Here is a 19,863-nt window from a genome sequence, read left to right as displayed (position 1 = left end):
AAAACAGCGACAATCAGCGCATGACTACCAGCCTGCAAGACCGTTTTGGCCGCACCATCGACTACCTGCGCGTATCGGTGACGGATCGCTGCGACCTGCGTTGCAGCTATTGCATCCCCAAGGGGTTCCGCGATTTCGAGGAGCCGGACAACTGGCTCACCTTTGACGAGGTCGAACGCGTGATCGCCGCCTTTGCGCGCATGGGCACCACGCGCTTTCGCCTGACCGGAGGCGAGCCGCTGTTGCGCCGCAATCTGCCCGCGCTGGCGGCACGCATTGCCGCCCTGCCCCATGTGGAAGACCTGTCGCTCACCACCAACGGCACGCAGCTGGTCAAGCATGCGCAGGCGCTGCGCGATGCCGGCGTGGATCGTCTCAACGTCAGCCTGGACTCGTTGCGCGGCGAATGCGTGCAGCAGATCACCGGCAGCGACAGTCTGGAAAAGGTGCTCAACGGCCTGCAGGCGGCCAAGCAGGCCGGCTTTACCCGCATCAAGATCAACATGGTGCCGATGATCGGTGTGAACGATATCGATCTCGATGCCATGGTGACATTCTGCATGGACAACGATTTCGTGCTGCGCCTGATCGAGGCCATGCCGATGGGCCACACCGGCCGCGAAACCCAGGGGCTGTCACTGACCGACCTGACCTGGGAATTGCAGCAGAAATACGGCCTGATCCCGAGCGATGTCAAGCTGGGTGGCGGCCCGGCGCGCTACTGGACCAGCCCTGATTCCGGCTTCACGCTCGGCCTGATCACCCCCATGTCGCAGCATTTCTGTGCCGCCTGCAACCGCGTGCGGCTGGCAGTGGACGGCACGCTGTACATGTGCCTGGGCCAGGAGCAAAGCTTCGAGCTGCGCCCGCTGCTGCGCGCCGGCTGTACCGATGACGAACTGGAAGCCGCCATCCGCGAAGCCATCGAACTCAAGCCGGAGCGCCACGAGTTTCTGGAAAAACCCGAGCAGTCCATCCGCTTCATGTCGATGACTGGCGGCTGAAGCGGCTACTTTTTCTTCGGGCGGAAAGCAGTAACGTACTCCGGGCGCGTCTCGATATAAGGGCCGCCCATCAGCTCGATGCAATACGGCACCGAGGCAAATACGCCGTGTACCAGCACCTGGCCGTCATCCGCGCGTACGCCTTCCAGCGTTTCACGGATCGATTTGGGACGACCCGGCAGATTCAGCACCAGGCAGCTGCCGCGCGTCACGCCCACCTGGCGTGACAGGATGGCGGTGGGTACGTAATGCAGGCTGACCTGACGCATCTGCTCGCCAAAGCCCGGCATGACGCGATCGGCCACGGCCAGCGTGGCTTCCGGCGTCACATCGCGCGGGGACGGGCCGGTACCGCCGGTAGTCAGCACCAGGCAGCAACCACGCTCATCGGCCAATTCCTTCAGAGTGGACTCGATCAGCGGCTGCTCGTCGGGAATCAGGCGCTGCTCGAACTGCACCGGGTTGCACAGGGCCGCCTGCAGCCACTCGCGCAGCGCCGGCAGGCCCTCATCCTGGTATACGCCGCTGCTAGCGCGGTCACTGACCGATACCAGACCGATGGTGATGGCAGGCAAGGTGGCTTCCGTCATCACAGCACTCCTTTTCCGGGCAGCGGGTATACCGTCAGCGTATCGCCCACGGCCACCGGGGTATCGGGCAGGATCTCGATCAGCACATTGGCGGCCACGCAGGCCGACAACATGGCCGAGCTCTGGCCCTGCAGTGCACGCACACTCCACTGGCCATCCGGCCCGATGCTGGCCACACCGCGCAGGAACTCGCGACGCGGTTCGCGCTTGCTGCGCTCAAAGCTGGAGGTGGCCCGGAAACTGACCGGATCGGGCCGGGACAGCCCCTGCATGCGGCGCAGCGCCGGCGCCACCAGCATGAAGAAGGTGACGAAAGTGGCGACCGGGTTGCCCGGCAGCATGAAGATCTGCGCGCGGCCGGACTGGCCCCAGGCAAACGGCTTGCCCGGCTTGATCGCCAGCTTCCAGAATTCGATCCTGCCGATGCGTTGCAGGGCATTGCGCACATGGTCCTCTTCGCCCACGGACACGCCGCCACTGGTCAGGATCACATCGGATTGCTGCGCTGCGGCTTCCAGGCGTTCGCTGGTGACTTGCGCATCATCGGGCAAGGCACCGCCGTCCACCAGTTCGACCTGCATGCCGGCCAGCCAGGCCAGCATCTGGAAACGGTTGGCATCGTAGATCTGGCCCGGACCGAGTGGCTGGCCCGGCTCGCGCAGCTCGTCGCCGCTGGAAAACACCGTGACGCGCAGCGGGCGCAGCACCGGCAGGCTGGCATGCCCCTGGCTGGCGGCCAGGCCGATGGCCGCCGCATCGAGCCGGGTGCCGGCGGCCAGCAATTGGCTGCCGGCCGCATATTCCTCGGCACGGTAGCGGATATGCTGGCCAACGCGGGCCGGACGCTGCAGCGTGATCTGGCCGTCGCCGGCTTCGATCTCTTCCTGCGGCACCACGGCACTGGTGCCGGCAGGCACCGGCGCGCCAGTAAAAATGCGCACCGCCTGTCCCGGCTGCAGCTGCACGCCCTCGGCGCTGTCACCGGCAGCAATGCGACCGACCAGGCTGAACTGCAGCCGTTCGGCCTGCGGATCGGCAATCGCGTAGCCGTCCATGGCGCTGTTGTCGAATTGCGGGGTGTCATAACTGGCCGTCACATCGGCGGCCAGCACCTGGCCCACGGCCTGTGTCAGCGGCAGCACCTGGCTATCGCTCACGGCCGGCAGGGAGGCCAGCAGCTGCCGGCGTGCATCGTAGTAGTCTAGAAGCATGGCGTCTCGGAATCAGTGTTGTTCAAGCCGTGCCAGGGTCTGGGGATCATTGGCATTGGCAAAATCGGCGGCTGCCGCAAAGGGTACGACAGCGGCCCTGCGGGTGGCGATCCAGCCACGCAGGCTGCGTCCGCCCTGCGTCAGGTAGCCAGGCACGCTGGCCACGATAGACCATTGTGCCAGCAGACAGGCGGGCTGCACCCCCTCCTTGGTAGAGGGGTAGACCAGTTCGAGTGACGGATCCTGCTGCAGGCGCTGCAACAGCTGCGCCACCAGATCGGCGGGCAGATGCGGGGTGTCGCAGGGCACCAGTTGCAGGTAATCAGGCGCGGGCCCGGGTGCGGCCTGACCGGCCAGCGTGGCCAGTGCTGCCAGCGGGCCCATGCCCTGCCAGGCGGGGGCATCGGTCTGCACCGGTGCACCCAGTGCCGCATACTGCGGCAGATGGCGATTGGCGCTGATCAGCAACTGCTGCACCTGGGGCTGCAGCCGCTGCAACACATGCTGCGCCAGCGGCCTGCCCTGCAACAGCAGCTGGCCCTTGTCCAGGCCACCCATGCGCCGCCCTTCCCCGCCGGCCAGCAGCAGGCCCAGCACCTGCGTCATGCCTGCCAGCGCTCGCGCGCTGCATCATCGCTGGATTTGGCAGCCACCCAGCTGTGACTGCCGTCGGCAAATTCCTCGCGTTTCCAGAAGGGAGCCTCGGTTTTCAGGAAGTCCATCAGGTATTCGCAGGCGGCAAATGCAGCGCGGCGGTGTGCCGATGCCACCAGCACCAGCACGATGCCCGCGCCGGGCGTGAGCCGACCCACGCGGTGGATCACGCGGCAGGCCGATACCGGCCAGCGTTCAGCGGCCTGGTGCGCAATGCGCTCGATTTCGGCTTCGGTCATGCCGGGGTAGTGTTCCAGATGCAGCGCAGCCAGCGGATGCTGCTGGTCATGCGCACGCACCATGCCCTGAAAGGCCACCAGTGCGCCGGCATCGCCGGCCTGTTGCAACAGCCGCTGCTCTTCGTGCTGCAGGTCGAAGGCCTCTTCCTGCACCGTCACCTTCAGCCACATGTTCAGCCTCCCGTCACTGGCGGCAGAATGCCGACTTCGGCACCGTCCGGAATCGGCATGTCTTCGTAGGCCATCTGGCGGTTCACCGCCACGCGGAACACCTGGCCGGGCGCCAGCGCCTCGGCCCATTGCGTATCGCGGCTGCGCAGTTGTGCCAGCAGTTCGCTGGTGCTGCCGCCCTGCCATTCGAGCTGTTCCTGGTCGCGGCCCAGCTTGTCACGCAGCATGCCAAAGTAAAGAATTCGAATCATGGTTGGGATCACTTCTGTTGCTGTCGCTGCAGCCACTGCTGCAGGAAATCGGCCACACCGGGCACATCGTTCAGGTCCAGCCAGGCGATGCCCGGTGGCACGCCCTCCGCTGCGGGGGCCGCGTCACTGGCTACGGCAATGATATGACAGTCCGCCGGATAGCGCGGCAATGCGCCTACCGCAGGCCGGACAATCTCGATCTTGGGAATCGCCAGCTGTTTCTGCCCTTCCACCAGCACCAGATCGACCGGCGCCAGCCGCTGCAGCTGCTGCTCCAGCGTCGGCATCTCCGTCGTTTCGGCAAACAGGCCCCAGCGCTGCGGCGATACCACCATCACCTCCTGCGCTCCGGCGCGGCGATGACGATCGCTGTCCTTGCCCGGCACATCCAGCACGATGTCATGGTGGCTGTGCTTGATCACCGACACCGAGACGCCACGTGCCCGCAGCACCGGTAGCAGCTGTTCCAGCAGCGTGGTCTTGCCGCTGCCGGACCAGCCGACCATGCCCAGCACCGGAGGCAGTCTTTGTGCAGCGGCTACACTTGCTGCATTGTCTTCAGCCATTCCCATTGTTTTCCCCATGAGTGAACTGACCCATTTTGACAGCTCCGGCCAGGCCCATATGGTCGATGTCGGCAGCAAGTCCGAAACCCGCCGCATCGCCACGGCCACCGGCCACATCAGCATGCAGCCGGACACCTTCGCCATGCTGATGGCCGGCAGCGCCAAAAAGGGCGATGTACTGGGCGTGGCGCGCCTGGCCGCCATTCAGGGCACCAAGCAGACAGCCCAGCTGATTCCGCTGTGCCACCCGCTGGCGCTGACGCATGTGGGCGTGGAATTCGAACCCGAAGCCGCGCTGCATCGCATGCACCTGCGCGTGACCACCGAGACCGTGGGCCGTACCGGCGTGGAAATGGAAGCCCTGAGCGGCACCATGGCCGGTCTGCTGACCATCTATGACATGCTCAAGGCCGTGGATCGCGGCATGGAGATTGGCGGCGTACGCCTGCTCGAAAAAATCGGCGGCAAGAGCGGTCACTGGCAGGCCCCGGCCTGATCCGCCCTGCCCGGCCCGCTGCGCGATACGGCGGCTTACCAGTAGCGTACGCGGCCGGTATCGATATGCACGAAGTTGTCGCGCGGGTAATAGCCGACACCGCCGGCCTCCAGAGACTTGGCCGCATCGCGCAGTTCGGCCAGCGGTACGCCAGTCATGCGGATATCCACCGCCTTGCCCTGCGTGTGCAGACTCTGCTTGGCAACACCGCCGCCGCGCGTGGTACGCAGGCGTTCGTTGGTTGCCGGGCTGCGGTAGCCGGAGATGATCTCGAAGGGAGCGTTGGTCGCGAGCAGGCCACGCACCTGGTGCATGATGTCGTACAAACGCGGATCCATGATGCCAGCAATGCCGGTGTAGTGGTCACGCAGGAAATAGTTGAGCCGGCTGATGGATTGCGGCAGAAAGTCCTCGCCCACGGCATACACCAGCGACAGGCGCTCGTTGGTATGCAAATGGTCCAGCGACAGCCGACGCTGCCCATAACCGAAAGCCGCCATCGCAGGCGCTGCCTGCATCACCAATCCGCCTGCCGCCACTGCGCGCAGGCCATGTCCCAGAAAACCACGGCGAGAAGATCGCATACCCCTGTTACTCCAACTGCAAAACCCGTGTTTTGACTGCAGATGGCTACAGATAGACACAGGTTGGATACTACTTAACCTGACATTGTAGGCAGTAGGGTTTTTGCGCGCCAGAGGTTTTTTGTAACGCCGACGCCTACTTGGAGCTGACAGTTGCAGGACTGCGTTTGGCCAGCTGCTGTGCCAGCAGCTTGTCGTGGCCGTACAGGTCGGCAAAGTAATGCGGCTTGCCGTCCAGCACCACCGTGGTGCTGTAGGTCAGCACCACCGGCAGCGGTTCCTTCAGGCGGGCAATGGTCGGCTTGCTGCCCCCCATGGCCTTGCTGATGCGCTCCTTGGTCCAGGACGGATCATCCTGCAGCACGAATTGCGCCAGTTGCACCGGCTCTTCCACGCGCACGCAGCCATGACTCAGATCGCGCTTGTCGCGGTTGAACAGTCCGGTCGATGGCGTGTGATGCAGATAGATATTCATGTTGTTGGGGAACATGAACTTCACGTCGCCCAGCGCGTTGCGCGGCCCCGGCTTCTGGCGAATGCGGGCACTGCCATTCAGCACCGCATTCAGATTGGCAGCCGACGGGCTGCTGCTGACCGAATTGCCCTGCACGATCTCGAAGCCCTGGCGTGCCATGTAACCGGGATCGCGCTTGATGCGCGGAATGGTTTCGCTGCGCGCAATCGAGATCGGCACGTTCCAGTAGGGGCTGAACTCGACGTAGGTCATGTCCTCGTCGAACATTGGCGTGCGCGTATCCAGCGACTTGCCGACGATGACACGCATGCTGACCTTGGGAATCACCTTGCCCTGATCGATTTCATAGCCGTACAGGCGGAACTGCGGGACGTTGACCACAATCATGCGCTTGCCCTGCGCCAGTGGCGTCCAGCGTGCGCGCTCCATCGCCAGCGCTACCTGCTCCGCGCGGGCCTCCGGCTTGATATTCAGCGCATCGACCGTCTTGCGATCCAGCAAGCCATTGGCGCTGAGGCTATGGCGCGCCTGGAAAGCCTTGAGACCCTCACGCAGCGCCGGCGTCAGCGTGGCAGGCGTGCCTGCAGGAACCGCGGCCATATCGCCCAGTGCAGCCAGACGCTGCGCCACGACAGGCAGGCCGGCCCACTCCTGGCCGGCGGCAATCCGTCCCGATTTGGGCAATGCCGGCAGCTGGCTGTTCCAGGCCGCATGGCCGGACAGCGCCTGCAGCTGATGCAAGGCCTTGCGCAGGCTGGCGTAGGCCGGAAACGAAGGCGTAGCGGCCTTCCAGGCCTGGCCCAGGTCGCCGTTGTCCAGTGCCTGGTTCAGCACCACGGAGGCATCAAAATCCTTGCGGTGGTCATCCTTGTAGTTTTCCTTCAGCGTGCGCGGATCGACCCGGCCATTGTGCAGGTCAGTCAGATAGCGCTGCACGGCCTGGTGCAATCTGGCATCCAGACTGGCGGCCTGGTCGGCACCGAGTGGCTGGCTGGCGGCCTGCTGCACGGCTTTCTGCAAGGCAGCGGCGCTGTAATCGGCTGGGTTCAAGCCTTCGGCACGGGCCTGGCCCAGCACCTGCACCGCCTGGCTGGCCTGCGGCCGCAGCGTGAGTTGATCCTCCTGCAGCCAGCTGGCCGCCTGCGCCCAGGGACTGAAGGCCAGCACACCACAACCGGCCAGGGCCGGCAAACAGAATCGGGACAGGGAAAAAGCAGATGGCGTCATGGCAAACAGATTCTGGTTGGCACACTGCACAGCCTCTCGTGGCCGGCATCTGCGCTTCAATGTAGCAGATGGAAAGCCGGCTTCAGGGTGGCATCGGGATTTTCCCGGGGGCACCAGCGTGACGGAAGTCGCATCCGGCACGGGTACGGGCACGGCCTTTTGCTACAGTGCAGGATTGCCCTGACCTTGTCACCATGCTGATCGACATCATCCTGCAAGCCGGCCGCGCCGGCATCGAGTTTTCCCTGTTCGTGATGCTGCCCATCATGATCGTCATGCTGTTCCTGATGCGGCTGATGGAAGCGCACGGCTGGCTGGACTGGATCGTGCACAAGCTCACACCGGTGCTCAAGCCCTTTGGTCTCGGCGGTCTCGGCATTTTTGCCGCCTTGCAGATCAGCTTCGTCAGCTTTGCCGCACCGGTTGCCACGCTGAGCATCATGGACCAGCGCGGCACCTCGCAACGGCAGATCGCCGCCACCCTGGCCATGGTGTTCGCCATGGCGCAGGCCAATGCCTCGTTCCCGATGATGGCGCTCGGGCTGGATATCGGGCTGACGCTGCTGCTGTCGCTTGTCGGCGGCCTGATCGCTGCAGCCGTCACCTGGCATCTGATCGGACGCAGACTACCGGACAAGGAAGCCCCCAGCCCGGACAAGCTCAATCACGCCACTGTCAGCGGCGGCAAGGGCCTGCTGGATGTGATCAACGCTGCCGGCTCCGAGGCGTTCAAGATTGCCCTGGGCGCGATTCCGATCATGGTGCTGTCGCTGGTGGTGGTCGGCTTGCTGCAGCGCAGCGGCAGCATCGCCTGGCTGACGACGGCTCTCACTCCCCTGCTCACCCTGCTGCACATCGACCCGGTGCTGGTGCTGCCCACACTGACCAAGTACCTGGCTGGCGGCAGCGCCATGCTGGCCGTGATGTCGGAGCTGCATCGGGCTGGCCAGGTCGATGCCGCCCTGATCAACCTGTCTGCCGGCTGGCTGCTGTCACCGCTGGACCTGACCGGCATCGCCGTGCTGATCTCTGCCGGGCGGCGCATTGCGGCAGTGTGGAAGTATGCGGCGCTGGGATCGCTGGTGGGGATGGCGGTGCGGATCGTCGGGCATGTGCTGCTGGGCTAGACCGGCGTGCAAGCGGATTGCCAATCCGTCCAGATTGCAAGGCAAGTATCTTGCAGCGCGGCGACTATCGCACAAAAGAAAAAGCACCTAGTCCCGAAGGAGCTAAGTGCTTGAAACTTCTGTGGTTTCTTGGAGGCGCGATCCGGAGTCGAACCGGACTAGACGGATTTGCAATCCGTTGCATAACCGCTTTGCTATCGCGCCAAAGTGGTTCCATGCAGCCAGCTAGCTGACTGATGAAAAAGGGAAGCAGAAGCTTCCCTTGTTCTGGAATATGGAGCGGGAAACGAGGCTCGAACTCGCGACCTCAACCTTGGCAAGGTTGCGCTCTACCAACTGAGCTATTCCCGCGCTGAAGCAATTATTGTAGCGTGTTTTTTGCCTTTTTGGCAAGGTGAAGAAATTTTTTCATCTTTTCTTCACCTACCAACATGCACCCCGCTCCGGCAGTCAGCTCAATGCTTGGTCGCCTGCCGCTTGCTACGCGTGGCACGCTTCGCCTTGGCCACCGGCGGCACATCCGCCAGCGCCTCGTCAGCATCCGTACCAGCCACCGGCTCGGCTCCCGGCAGCGGTTCCGGCTGACGCTCCAGCGCAATCGCCAGTACCTGGTCAATCCACTTCACCGGGGTGATCTCCAAGTCTTCCTTCACGTTGTCCGGAATTTCCTGCAGATCCTTCATGTTTTCTTCGGGAATGATCACCTGGCGGATACCACCACGCAGCGCTGCCAGCAGTTTTTCCTTCAGGCCGCCAATGATGGTGACCTCGCCGCGCAGCGTGATCTCGCCGGTCATGGCGACATCGCTGCGCACCGGAATGCCGGTCAGCGCCGACACCAAGGCCGTCGTCATCGCGGCACCGGCGCTCGGGCCATCCTTGGGCGTGGCACCGTCGGGCACGTGGATGTGGATGTCCTTCTTTTCGAAGGCTTCATCGGCAATGCCGAGCTGGCCGGCGCGGCTGCGCACCACCGTGCGCGCTGCCTCGACCGACTCCTTCATCACGTCGCCCAGCGAACCGGTGCGCTGGATCACGCCCTTGCCCGGCATGATGGCGGTTTCGATGGTCAGCAGCTCGCCGCCCACCTCGGTCCAGGCCAGGCCCACCACTTCGCCCACCTTGTTGGCTTCGGAAGCACGGCCAAAGCGGTGACGGCGCACGCCCAGGTAATCGTTGAGCTTCTCGCTATCGACCGTGACCTTGTCGCTCACCTGCTTGAGCTGCACCTGCATCACCACCTTGCGGCAGATCTTGGCCAGCTCACGCTCCAGGCCGCGCACACCGGCTTCACGCGTGTAGTAGCGCACGATGTCGCGGATCGCGTCATCGGCCACTTCGAGTTCGCTGTCCTTGACGCCGTTGTTTTCCATCTGCTTGGGCAGCAGGTAGCGACGCGCGATGTTGACCTTCTCGTCCTCGGTGTAACCCGACAGGCGGATCACCTCCATGCGATCCAGCAGCGCAGCCGGGATCTTCATGGAATTGGAGGTGGCCACGAACATCACGTCGCTCAGGTCAAAATCCAGCTCAACGTAGTGATCGTTGAAGGTGTGGTTCTGTTCCGGGTCCAGCACTTCCAGCAGCGCGCTGGAAGGATCGCCCCGGAAATCCGCTCCGAGCTTGTCGATTTCATCGAGCAGGAACAGCGGATTGCGGGTACCGGCCTTGGTCAGGTTCTGCAGGATCTTGCCCGGCAGCGCACCGATATAGGTGCGGCGGTGACCACGGATCTCGGCCTCGTCACGCATGCCGCCCAGCGCCATGCGCACGTACTTGCGGCCGGTCGCCTTGGCCACCGACTGGCCCAGCGAGGTCTTGCCCACACCCGGCGGGCCGACCAGGCACAGGATCGGCGCCTTGATCTTGTCCACGCGCTGCTGCACGGCAAGATATTCCAGAATGCGTTCCTTGACACGCTCCAGACCGTAGTGGTCTTCGTCCAGGATGCGCTGCGCCTCGGCCAGGCTGGTCTTGATGCGGGTCTTCTTGCTCCAGGGCAGATTGACCAGCACGTCCAGGTAGTTGCGCGCCACGCCGGCCTCGGCCGACATCGGCGACATTAGCTTGAGCTTGCGCAGCTCGGATTCGGCCTTGGTCAGTGCGGCCTTGGGCATGCGGGCGGCCTTGATCTTCTTTTCCAGCTCCTCAAGGTCGGCCCCCTCCTCGCCATCGCCCAGTTCCTTCTGGATCGCCTTGACCTGCTCGTTCAGGTAAAAGTCGCGCTGGCTTTTTTCCATCTGGCGCTTGACGCGGCCACGGATGCGCTTGTCCATGTTGAGGATGTCGAGCTCGTGCTCGATGCGAGCAAACAGGAATTCCAGACGCTGTTGTACCTGGCCCTGGTCCAGCACCTGCTGCTTGTTTTCCAGGCTCAACGGCAAATGCGCGGCAATGGTATCGGCCAGACGGCCGACTTCATCGATGCCGGTGATGGAGGTCAGGATCTCCTGCGGCACCTTCTTGTTGAGCTTGACGTACTGCTCGAAGGACTGCATCAGCGCACGGCGCAGGGCCTCCTGCTCGCGGCCAGCGTCTTCCGTGTCGGGTTTCTGCGTTTCGTCGGCAGCAACCGGCAGCACCTTGGCGGTGAAGTATTCCTCACCATCAGTCACGGCCTCGATCCTGGCACGCTGGCGCCCTTCCACCAGCACCTTGACAGTGCCGTCGGGCAGTTTCAGCAGCTGCAGGATGGAGGCCACGCAGCCGGTCTCGAACATGTCCTCGATGGACGGCTCATCATCGGCGGCCGACTTCTGGGCCACCAGCATCACGGTACGATCCGCTTCCATGGCGGCTTCCAGTGCCGCAATGCTCTTGGCGCGGCCCACGAACAGCGGGATCACCATGTGCGGGAACACCACCACATCGCGCAGCGGCAGCATGGGCAGCTCAACGCTCTCGGGGGGCAGATAGGCAAAATCGGTCATGTAGGCGTACTCTCGTCTTCTAGGTTCAGCTACCAGTTATGGGCGCTGTGCACGGATATTCAAGCATGGATTCGTCCCGGCCGGCGCCGGGCGCAAAAAAAGCCCGCTGGCTGGCGGGCATCTGGCAGCAGTCAGACCTCAGGAGGCCTTCTTCTCGGCAGCGCGATACACCAGCATCGGTGGCTTGCCATCGGCCACCACCGAATCGTCCACCACCACCTTCTCGACATTCTCGAGTTCGGGCAGTTCGAACATGGTGTCCAGCAGCGCCTGCTCCATGATGGAGCGCAGGCCGCGCGCACCGGTCTTGCGTTCCATGGCCTTCTGCGCAATCGCCTTGAGAGCCGATTCGCTCACCTCCAGCTCTACGCCTTCCATCTGGAACAGCTGGCTGTACTGCTTGACCAGGGCGTTCTTGGGCTGCGTCAGGATCTGCACCAGCGCGGCCTCATCAAGCTCTGCCAGGGCTGTCACCACCGGCAGACGGCCGATCAGCTCGGGGATCAGACCGTACTTGATCAGGTCTTCCGGCTCGATGCTCTGGAACATCTCGGTCAGGCTGCGGTTTTCCTTGCTGCGCACTTCGGCACCAAAGCCGATGCCGGAGCCTTCGGTACGGCGCTCGATCACTTTCTCCAGGCCGGCAAAGGCACCGCCACAGATGAACAGCATGTTGGTGGTGTCCACCTGCAGAAAATCCTGGTTGGGATGCTTGCGGCCACCCTGCGGCGGGATGCTGGCACGCGTCCCCTCGATCAGCTTCAGCAGCGCCTGCTGCACGCCCTCGCCCGACACGTCACGCGTGATGGACGGGTTGTCGGACTTGCGCGAAATCTTGTCGATCTCGTCGATGTAGATGATGCCGCGCTGGGCACGCTCGACATCGTAGTCGCAGCTCTGCAGCAGCTTGGTGATGATGTTCTCGACATCCTCGCCCACGTAGCCGGCTTCGGTCAGCGTGGTGGCATCGGCCATGACGAAGGGGACGTCCAGCATGCGCGCCATGGTCTGGGCCAGCAGCGTCTTGCCGGAACCGGTCGGGCCGATCAGCAGGATGTTGCTCTTGCTCAGCTCGACCTGGTCGGTCGTGCCCTGCTGCTCCTGGTAGCGCAGGCGCTTGTAGTGGTTGTAGACCGCCACCGACAACGTGCGCTTGGCCGCATCCTGGCCGATCACGTAGTTGTCGAGGTTGTCCTTGAGTTCGGCCGGCGTGGGCAGGCGGTCAGCTGCCGGAGCGGCCTCTTCCGGACTCGCGCTTTCCTGCAGGATCTCGGTGCACTGTTCAATGCACTCGTTGCAGATGAAAACGGAGCGGCCACCATGGCTGCCCGAAACCATCTGCTTGACCTCATCCTGGTGCTTGCCGCAGAACGAGCAGTGCGTGGTCTTGCTGGGCGTGTCTTTATGGGTTGTCATGCAATCAGGCCATGCGGCTACAGCCGCAGGCAATATCAGAAGAAAAATCAGGAAACCGCCAGACCCGCAGGCCTGGCAGTCAGAGGGCTCAGATCGCTTCGCCGCGCTGGCGGATCACCTGATCGACCAGGCCATAGTCACGCGCTTCGTGAGCCGCCATGAAGTAGTCACGCTCGGTATCGCGCTCGATCTTGTCCAGCGGCTGACCGGTGTTGGTGGCCAGGATCTGGTTCAGTTCCTTGCGCAGGCGCAGGATCTCGCGGGCATGGATCTCGATGTCCGTGGCCTGACCCTGGGCGCCGCCCAGCGGCTGGTGGATCATGACGCGCGAGTTAGGCAGGCAGAAGCGCTTGCCCTTGGTGCCGGACGACAGCAGGAAGGCCCCCATGCTGGCGGCCATGCCCATGCACAGCGTGGACACATCGGGCTTGATGAAGTTCATCGTATCGTAGATGGCCATGCCGGCGCTGACGGAGCCGCCCGGGGAATTGATGTAGAAGGAAATGTCCTTGTCCGGATTTTCGCTTTCCAGGAACAGCAACTGCGCCACCACCAGGTTGGCGGTCTGGTCGTTCACCGGACCGACCAGAAACACCACGCGCTCTTTCAGCAGGCGGGAGTAGATGTCGTAGGAGCGCTCGCCACGGCCGGATTGCTCCACCACCATGGGGATCAGGCCCAGGGCCTGGGCGTCGAGTGCACTGTTGCGCGAAGTTTGCATGCGTAGGGCTCCAAAGGTTTCCGGCCGGGCAATACTGCCGGCCTGGCTGTCATACATTATGACGGGAATGATGCCGAATAAATAAGGCCTGGGTGCCAGACTGCAAGAGTCCGTCACACAGGCCTGTCAGCACGACCGGAGCTGCCGGCCGTTACTGCATCAGTCTCAGACCGGCTGGTCCATCAGCTCCTGGAAGCTGACCTGCTTGTCGCTGACCTTGGCCTTGCCCAGCACGAAGTCGGTCACGTTGGCTTCCGTCACCACGGCCTCGATCTCGGCCATGCGCTGCTGGTCGTTCAGGTACCAGCGAGCCACTTCTTCCGGCTTCTCGTAGCTGGCGGACAGATCATCGATGTAGGCCTTGACCTGCTCGGGCGTAGCCAGCAGGTTTTCAGCTCGCACCAGCTCGGCCACGATCAGGCCCAGACGCACGCGGCGCTCGGCTTGCGGCTGGAACAGCTCGGCCGGCAGTTCCGCATTGGCAGCGTCCTTCATGCCGCGCTGCACCAGGTCCTGGCGCGCAGCCTGGGCCATGGCGTTGACTTCGGCCTGGATGCTGGCCTTGGGCAGATCCAGTTCGGCGCTCTTGATCAGGGCGTCCATCACGGCATTCTTGTTGCGGGCCAGCAGGCGGTACTTGACTTCGCGCTCCAGGTTCTTGCGGATGTCGGCACGCAGGCCTTCCACGGTCGCATCACCCACGCCCAGCTGCTTGGCGAACTCTTCGTTCACTTCGGGCAGGTTGGCTGCTTCCAGCTTCTGCACGGTCACCAGGAAATCGGCAGTCTTGCCGGCCACTTCCTGACCATGGTAGTCCTCGGGGAAGGCCAGCGGAAAAGTCTTGCTCTCGCCGATCTTCATGCCACGCACGGCATCTTCAAACTCGGCCAGCATCTGGCCTTCGCCGACCAGGTACTGGAAGCCTTCGGCCTTGCCGCCGGCGAAAGGTTCACCGTCGATCTTGCCTTCGAAGTCCACGGTCACGCGGTCGCCGTCCACGGCCGGCTCGTCCTTGCCACGTTGGGCAAAGGTACGGCGCTGCTTGCGCAGGATGTCGATGGTGCGGTCGATGGCTTCATCGTCCACTTCGGCAGCGATTTTTTCGACTTCGGTTTCGGCCAGATCGTTGATCTTGACTTCGGGGAGCACTTCGAACACGGCTTCGAACAGCATTTCGCCTTCGGCAGCGCCATCCTTCTCGCTGATGGCCGGCTGGCCAGCCACGCGCAGTTCGGCTTCGTTGGCGGCCTGGTAGAACGCCTGGCCGACCTTGTCGTTGATCACTTCGTACTGCACGGCCGGGCCGTACTGGTTGGCCACCACGCTGACCGGCACCTTGCCCGGACGGAAGCCGTCCATCTTCACGGTGCGGGCCAGGCGCTGCAGGCGCTTGGTGACTTCGTCCTGCACCTCTTTCACGGGCAGGGACAGGGTGATCTTGCGCTCGAGCTTTTCGAGGGTTTCAACATTCACGGACATGGATATTTCCTTTGCTGGATAAGGGCAGGCCATAGCGCACGGCGCCAGCCTGCGATCTTGAAAATCGCTGGTGCGCGGGGGGGGACTCGAACCCCCACACCATTGCTGGCGTCAGGACCTAAACCTGGTGCGTCTACCAATTTCGCCACCCGCGCAGATTCCGGTGATGCAGCCATGCAGGCGCATCACGTCAAACAGGTAATCAATGATTTTAGCTTGCAATGACCGACAATTCACGGTCAACACCAGAATTCACACAAAACACCGATCCCATGACTGCCTCCTCCGTTCAGGCCCGGCCCGTAACCCACTACGAGAACTTTCCGGTGGCCAGCTGGCTGTGCCCGCGCGCCATCCGGCCCGCCGTGGCGGCGCTCTACCACTTTGCACGTACCGCTGACGATATCGCCGACGAAGGCACGCAAACTGCCGCGCAGCGCCTGCTGGAACTGGATCGCTATGGTGAAGCGCTGCTGCTGGCTGACAGCAGCACGCCCTATCCGGCTGCCGCCCCCTGGCACGGCATCATGCAGCCGCTGCAAGCGGCGATCCACCAGCATCAGCTGCCACTGTCGCTGCTGCAGGACCTGTTGACCGCCTTTCGCCGCGATATTCACCATAGCGAACAGGCTGCCATTTACGCCAGCCATGATGATCTGCTGGATTACGCCCGCTATTCGGCCAACCCGGTGGGACGGCTGATGCTGCACCTGTATGGCGTGCACGATGCCGTCTCGCTGCAGCAGAGCGATGCCATCTGCAGCGCGCTGCAGCTCTACAACTTCTGGCAGGACATCTCGGTCGATGTGCCGCGAGGCCGCTACTATCTGCCGCAGGATCTGTGCCAGGCCCACGGCGTGGATGCACGCCGGCCGGCAGCCAGTCCGCAGCCCGCCATCCAGGCCCTGGTTGCCGCGCTGCTGGATCGTGCCGATGACCTGATGCACACCGGCATGCCGTTGCCGGCCACGGTCAGCCACCAGGCCGGCCACCTGTCCGGCTGGGAACTGCGCCTGGTCATGCAAGGTGGCTGGCGCATTGGCCGCAAGACACGCGCCCTGGGCGGACGCATTGCCACGCAACGCCCGCGCATCGGCAAGGCCGATGCCCCCGCCCTGCTCTGGGCCAGCCTGCGACATCGCCTGACCTGAGCCGGATTGGCCCGTGAACATGGGACAATAGCGGCCACCATGTCTGACACCACGCCCGCCTCTCCGCAAGAGTACGTCCAGCAGAAGGCTGCCTCCTCCGGCAGCAGCTTCTACTATGCCTTCCTGTTCCTGGCGCCCGAGCGGCGCGCCGCCATCGTCGCCTTCTACGCCTTCTGTCGCGAGGTGGATGATGTGGTGGACGAGGTGGAAGATCCCGGCGTGGCCCAGGCCAAGCTGGCCTGGTGGCACAACGAGGTGCACCAGGCCTACGCCGGCCAGCCAACCCATCCGGTCATGCGGGCCTTAATGCCCTGGACCGATCGCTTCGGCATCGAGCAGCGCCATCTGCTGGCGGTGATCGAGGGCTGCCAGATGGATCTGCAGCAGACGCGCTATCTGGATTTCCCCGGCCTGCAGCGCTACTGCCATCTGGTTGCCGGCATCGTCGGCGAAGTCTCGGCACGCATCTTCGGCCAGCAGGACGAGCAGACCACCCGCTATGCCCACGAGCTGGGTCTGGCCCTGCAGCTCACCAACATCATCCGCGACGTGGGCGAAGACGCCATGCGTGGCCGCATCTACCTGCCGATCAACGAGCTGCAACAGTTTGGCGTCAAGGCCAACACCCTTCTCAAGCGCGAATATTCCGAAGACTTCCGGCGCCTGATGCAGTACCAGGGGCAACGTGCCCACCAGTACTACGACCGGGCGCTCGACCTGCTGCCCACGATCGACCGGCGCAGCCAGAAGCCCGGCCTGATGATGGCCAGCATCTACCGCACGCTGCTGCGCGAAATCGAGCAGTCCGACTTCCAGGTGCTGCACCAGCGCATCAGCCTGACGCCACTGCGCAAATTCTGGCTGGCCTGGAAGGTGCAGGCGCTCGGCGTGCGCAAGCTCTGAGCGGCATGAGCGCGTCCCCCGGCCATGTGGTCGTTGTCGGTGCCGGCTGGGCCGGCTGTGCTGCAGCGGTGGAGGCACAACGCATGGGCTGGCATGTCAGCCTGATCGAAGCCGCACGCCAACCCGGCGGCCGAGCCCGCAGCGTGGCGCTGACTGACACGCTGACCATGGATAACGGCCAGCATATCCTGATCGGTGCATACACCCGCTGCCTCCAGCTGATGCAGCAAGTCGGCGTCGATGCGGCTCAGCTGCTGCATCGCGCGCCGCTGGATCTGCGCAGCCCCGATCGCCATGGCCTGCGCATGCCACCGGCCTCCGCCCTGCCCGCCTGGGACGTGCTGCGCGCCATCTGGCAGGCCAAGGGCTGGAGCCCGTCGGCCAGACTCTCGCTGCTGCGTGTGGCTGCGCGCTGGCAACGCCAGGGCTACCGTTGTGACAGCGGTGCCACGGTGCTGCAGGTCTGCCAGGGACTGCATGCCGACATTCTGCGCACCCTGATTACGCCCCTGTGTGTATCGGCCTTCAACAGCCTGCCAGAACATACCAGCGGCCAGGTCTTTCTGCGCGTGATCCACGACGCCCTGATGGCACAGCGCGGCGGATCGGACGCGCTGGTGGCACGCGTACCCCTGGGCCAGCTGCTGCCCGAACCTGCCGTGCACTGGCTGCAGGCGCAGGGGGCCAATGTACGTCTGGCTTGCCGGGTACAGGGCCTGGAACCACTGCGTGCCAGTTCCCCCAACGCCGGCTGGCAATTGCAGCTGGATGACGGCAGCCTGCTGCAGGTAGATCGCGTGATTCTGGCCACGCCAGCAACCGAGGCAGCACGCCTGCTGCAAGGCATGCAGACGCACCTTTGCGAAGTGCAGCACAAACGCTACCAGCGCTGGATCAGGCTGGCCCACAGTCTGCGCTGGATGCCGATTGCCACCACCTATGCCTGGTGCGCGCTGGACGATGCGGCACGCCTGCCGCGCATGCAGGCACTTGCCGGTGGTCCGGCCCAGTTTGTCTTCAGCCATCCGGAACAGGACGGCGTGCAACCTGGCCAACGCCTGCTGGCCTTTGTCGCCAGCTGCAGCGAACTGCCACGGGAAGCGCATGAACAGGCGCTGTTGGAACAGGCGCGGGCAGAACTGGGTCTGTCACTGCTGACACTGATCCGCACCCTGGTGGACAAACGCGCCACGTTTGTCTGCAGCGCCGATGTGCAGCGCCCGCCCATGCAGATTCTGCCGGGGCTGCGCGCCTGCGGCGACTACGTGGAAGGCGACTATCCGGCCACGCTCGAAGGCGCGGTACGCAGCGGCCTGTTGGCCGCTCAGTCCTTGTCGGCGTAGGGGTTGTGCGAAGTCTTCATCTCGATACGCAGCGGCGTACCGGTCAGATTGAAGATCTTGCGCAGACGGCCTTCCAGATAGCGCTTGTAGGCATCGGTCACGTGCTCGAGCGAGTTGCCGTGCACCACCACCACCGGCGGGTTCATGCCGCCCTGGTGCGCATAACGCAACTTGGGACGGTACATGCCGGAGCGCTTGGGAGCCTGGAATTGCACCGCCTCGTGCAGCGCACGCGTGAGTGCCGGCGTCGGCATCTTGCAGTTGGCCGCCGCATAGGCCTGAGCAATCGACTTCCACAGCGGGCCGACCCCCTGGCGCTTGATGGCGGAAATATAGTGCAGGGCCGCGAACTTGAGGAAGCCCAGACGGGTTTCGACCGAGCGCAGCACCAGCTCGCGCTGGTAGTCATCTACCGCATCCCACTTGTTGATGGCAATCACCACGGCCCGGCCCGATTCCAGGATGTAGCCGGCAATGTGCGCATCCTGGTCGGTCACGCCCTGCGTGGCATCCAGCAACAGCAGCACCACATTGGCGGATTCGATCGCCTGCAGTGTCTTCACCACCGAGAATTTTTCGATCGCCTCGAACACCTTGCCCTTGCGGCGCAGTCCGGCCGTATCGATCAGCTCGTAAGTCTGGCCGTCACGCTCGAACGGCACGCTGATGGCATCGCGCGTGGTACCCGGCAGGTCGAACGCAACCAGGCGCTCCTCGCCCAGCCAGGTGTTGATCAGCGTGGACTTGCCGACGTTCGGACGACCGGCCACGGCCAGCTTGATGGTCTTGTTTTCCTCGCCGCCATCCTCGTCCTCGTCGGGCTCGGGAATGCCGATGCTGTCCAGCGCCAGGTCAACCAGGCCGCGGATGCCCTGGCCGTGCGCCGCGGATACCGCATGCACCTCGCCCAGGCCCAGCTCGTAGAAATCGGTCAGCTGCTGCCCCTCCTTCATGCCCTCGGCCTTGTTGGCCGCGAGAATGGTGGACTTGCCGAGGCGGCGCAGGTAGTTGGCAATGTCATGGTCCTGCGCCGACAGGCCCTCGCGCGCATCGACCACGAAGATCACGACATCGGCTTCGGCCACCGCCTGCTGCGTCTGGCGTGCCATTTCACGGAAAATGCTGCCGGTTCCGGCATCCGGCTCGAAACCGCCGGTATCGATGACGATGAACTCGCGGCGGCCCTGGCGACCATTGCCGTAATGGCGATCACGCGTCAGGCCGGCAAAATCGGCCACGATGGCATCGCGCGACTTGGTCATGCGGTTGAACAGGGTGGACTTGCCCACGTTGGGCCGCCCCACCAGGGCGATCACGGGTTTCAT

General features: G+C 63.8%; 19 protein-coding genes and 3 tRNA genes. 6 read left to right on the top strand and 16 right to left on the bottom strand.

Annotated features, from left to right (window positions below; translation table 11 throughout):
• Positions 1–20: 20 nt before the first annotated feature.
• Positions 21–1,004: a GTP 3',8-cyclase MoaA gene (gene moaA / locus C513_RS0108020; RefSeq protein ID WP_018715531.1), complete on the top strand. Its 984-nt coding sequence runs from the start codon at positions 21–23 to the stop codon at positions 1,002–1,004.
• A gap of 5 nt (positions 1,005–1,009) precedes the next feature.
• On the opposite strand, the gene mog is transcribed toward moaA, so the two are convergent.
• The 6 genes from mog to mobB are packed head-to-tail and all read right to left on the bottom strand — an operon-like array spanning position 1,010 to position 4,626.
• Positions 1,010–1,594: a molybdopterin adenylyltransferase gene (gene mog / locus C513_RS0108015; RefSeq protein ID WP_018715530.1), complete on the bottom strand. Its 585-nt coding sequence runs from the start codon at positions 1,592–1,594 to the stop codon at positions 1,010–1,012.
• A complete protein-coding gene (locus C513_RS0108010) occupies positions 1,594–2,805 on the bottom strand; it encodes a molybdopterin molybdotransferase MoeA (RefSeq protein ID WP_018715529.1) in 1,212 nt (403 codons plus the stop codon). The genes mog and C513_RS0108010 overlap by 1 nt, the downstream gene beginning before the upstream one ends.
• A 12-nt stretch (positions 2,806–2,817) precedes the next feature.
• Positions 2,818–3,411 carry a molybdenum cofactor guanylyltransferase MobA gene (gene mobA / locus C513_RS0108005; RefSeq protein ID WP_018715528.1) on the bottom strand — a complete coding sequence of 198 codons (594 nt, stop codon included), beginning with the start codon at positions 3,409–3,411 and terminating at the stop codon, positions 2,818–2,820.
• Positions 3,408–3,869, bottom strand: a complete 462-nt coding sequence (locus tag C513_RS0108000) for a molybdenum cofactor biosynthesis protein MoaE (RefSeq protein WP_018715527.1) — start codon at positions 3,867–3,869, stop codon at positions 3,408–3,410. Before C513_RS0108000 ends, mobA begins: the two co-directional genes overlap by 4 nt.
• Positions 3,870–3,871: 2 nt before the next feature.
• On the bottom strand, positions 3,872–4,120 hold the full coding sequence (locus C513_RS0107995; protein ID WP_026320682.1) for a MoaD/ThiS family protein: 249 nt from the start codon (positions 4,118–4,120) through the stop codon (positions 3,872–3,874).
• A gap of 8 nt (positions 4,121–4,128) precedes the next feature.
• Positions 4,129–4,626 carry a molybdopterin-guanine dinucleotide biosynthesis protein B gene (gene mobB / locus C513_RS0107990; RefSeq protein ID WP_033394972.1) on the bottom strand — a complete coding sequence of 166 codons (498 nt, stop codon included), beginning with the start codon at positions 4,624–4,626 and terminating at the stop codon, positions 4,129–4,131.
• 76 nt (positions 4,627–4,702) lie between these two features.
• Between mobB and moaC the strand changes: the two genes are divergently transcribed.
• Positions 4,703–5,182: a cyclic pyranopterin monophosphate synthase MoaC gene (gene moaC / locus C513_RS0107985; RefSeq protein ID WP_018715524.1), complete on the top strand. Its 480-nt coding sequence runs from the start codon at positions 4,703–4,705 to the stop codon at positions 5,180–5,182.
• 35 nt (positions 5,183–5,217) lie between these two features.
• On the opposite strand, the gene mepK is transcribed toward moaC, so the two are convergent.
• Positions 5,218–5,766 carry a peptidoglycan L,D-endopeptidase MepK gene (gene mepK / locus C513_RS0107980; protein ID WP_026320680.1) on the bottom strand — a complete coding sequence of 183 codons (549 nt, stop codon included), beginning with the start codon at positions 5,764–5,766 and terminating at the stop codon, positions 5,218–5,220.
• A 136-nt stretch (positions 5,767–5,902) separates the two neighbouring features.
• Positions 5,903–7,468 carry a L,D-transpeptidase family protein gene (locus C513_RS0107975; RefSeq protein WP_156816069.1) on the bottom strand — a complete coding sequence of 522 codons (1,566 nt, stop codon included), beginning with the start codon at positions 7,466–7,468 and terminating at the stop codon, positions 5,903–5,905.
• Positions 7,469–7,662: 194 nt separating this feature from the next.
• Between C513_RS0107975 and C513_RS0107970 the strand changes: the two genes are divergently transcribed.
• Positions 7,663–8,595 carry a nucleoside recognition domain-containing protein gene (locus C513_RS0107970; RefSeq protein ID WP_018715521.1) on the top strand — a complete coding sequence of 311 codons (933 nt, stop codon included), beginning with the start codon at positions 7,663–7,665 and terminating at the stop codon, positions 8,593–8,595.
• A gap of 130 nt (positions 8,596–8,725) precedes the next feature.
• On the opposite strand, the gene C513_RS0107965 is transcribed toward C513_RS0107970, so the two are convergent.
• The 7 genes from C513_RS0107965 to C513_RS0107935 all read right to left on the bottom strand — a co-directional run bounded on the left by C513_RS0107965 (position 8,726) and on the right by C513_RS0107935 (position 15,296).
• Positions 8,726–8,799, bottom strand: a tRNA-Cys gene (locus C513_RS0107965).
• 71 nt (positions 8,800–8,870) lie between these two features.
• Positions 8,871–8,946 (bottom strand) — tRNA-Gly (locus tag C513_RS0107960).
• 104 nt (positions 8,947–9,050) lie between these two features.
• Positions 9,051–11,525 (bottom strand): endopeptidase La, encoded by a 2,475-nt coding sequence (gene lon / locus C513_RS0107955; RefSeq protein ID WP_018715520.1) that lies wholly within the window; start codon positions 11,523–11,525, stop codon positions 9,051–9,053.
• Between the two features lie 138 nt (positions 11,526–11,663).
• Positions 11,664–12,941, bottom strand: a complete 1,278-nt coding sequence (gene clpX / locus C513_RS0107950) for an ATP-dependent Clp protease ATP-binding subunit ClpX (protein ID WP_018715519.1) — start codon at positions 12,939–12,941, stop codon at positions 11,664–11,666.
• An 88-nt stretch (positions 12,942–13,029) separates the two neighbouring features.
• Entirely contained in the window at positions 13,030–13,662 is a 633-nt protein-coding gene (gene clpP, locus C513_RS0107945; protein WP_026320679.1) for an ATP-dependent Clp endopeptidase proteolytic subunit ClpP, read from the bottom strand.
• A gap of 165 nt (positions 13,663–13,827) precedes the next feature.
• Positions 13,828–15,141: a trigger factor gene (gene tig / locus C513_RS0107940; protein WP_018715517.1), complete on the bottom strand. Its 1,314-nt coding sequence runs from the start codon at positions 15,139–15,141 to the stop codon at positions 13,828–13,830.
• A 68-nt stretch (positions 15,142–15,209) separates the two neighbouring features.
• A tRNA-Leu gene (locus C513_RS0107935) sits at positions 15,210–15,296 on the bottom strand.
• A gap of 117 nt (positions 15,297–15,413) precedes the next feature.
• Here C513_RS0107935 and hpnC point away from each other — a divergent pair.
• The 3 genes from hpnC to hpnE are packed head-to-tail and all read left to right on the top strand — an operon-like array spanning position 15,414 to position 18,538.
• Positions 15,414–16,292 (top strand): squalene synthase HpnC, encoded by an 879-nt coding sequence (gene hpnC / locus C513_RS0107930; protein ID WP_018715516.1) that lies wholly within the window; start codon positions 15,414–15,416, stop codon positions 16,290–16,292.
• Between the two features lie 39 nt (positions 16,293–16,331).
• Entirely contained in the window at positions 16,332–17,195 is an 864-nt protein-coding gene (gene hpnD, locus C513_RS0107925; protein WP_018715515.1) for a presqualene diphosphate synthase HpnD, read from the top strand.
• 5 nt (positions 17,196–17,200) lie between these two features.
• Positions 17,201–18,538, top strand: coding sequence for a hydroxysqualene dehydroxylase HpnE (gene hpnE / locus C513_RS0107920; protein ID WP_018715514.1), 1,338 nt, complete (start codon positions 17,201–17,203; stop codon positions 18,536–18,538).
• Here the strand turns inward: hpnE and der are convergent.
• Positions 18,520–19,863, bottom strand: coding sequence for a ribosome biogenesis GTPase Der (der, locus tag C513_RS0107915; protein WP_018715513.1), 1,344 nt, complete (start codon positions 19,861–19,863; stop codon positions 18,520–18,522). The two genes, hpnE and der, sit on opposite strands and share 19 nt — an antisense overlap.

Origin of the sequence: Allobrachymonas chironomi DSM 19884, assembly GCF_000374625.1 — a bacterium.
Taxonomy (GTDB): domain Bacteria; phylum Pseudomonadota; class Gammaproteobacteria; order Burkholderiales; family Burkholderiaceae_C; genus Brachymonas; species Brachymonas chironomi.
The sequence above is the reverse complement of the archived record's forward strand: the minus strand, read 5'-3'. Positions and strand labels throughout refer to the sequence as shown.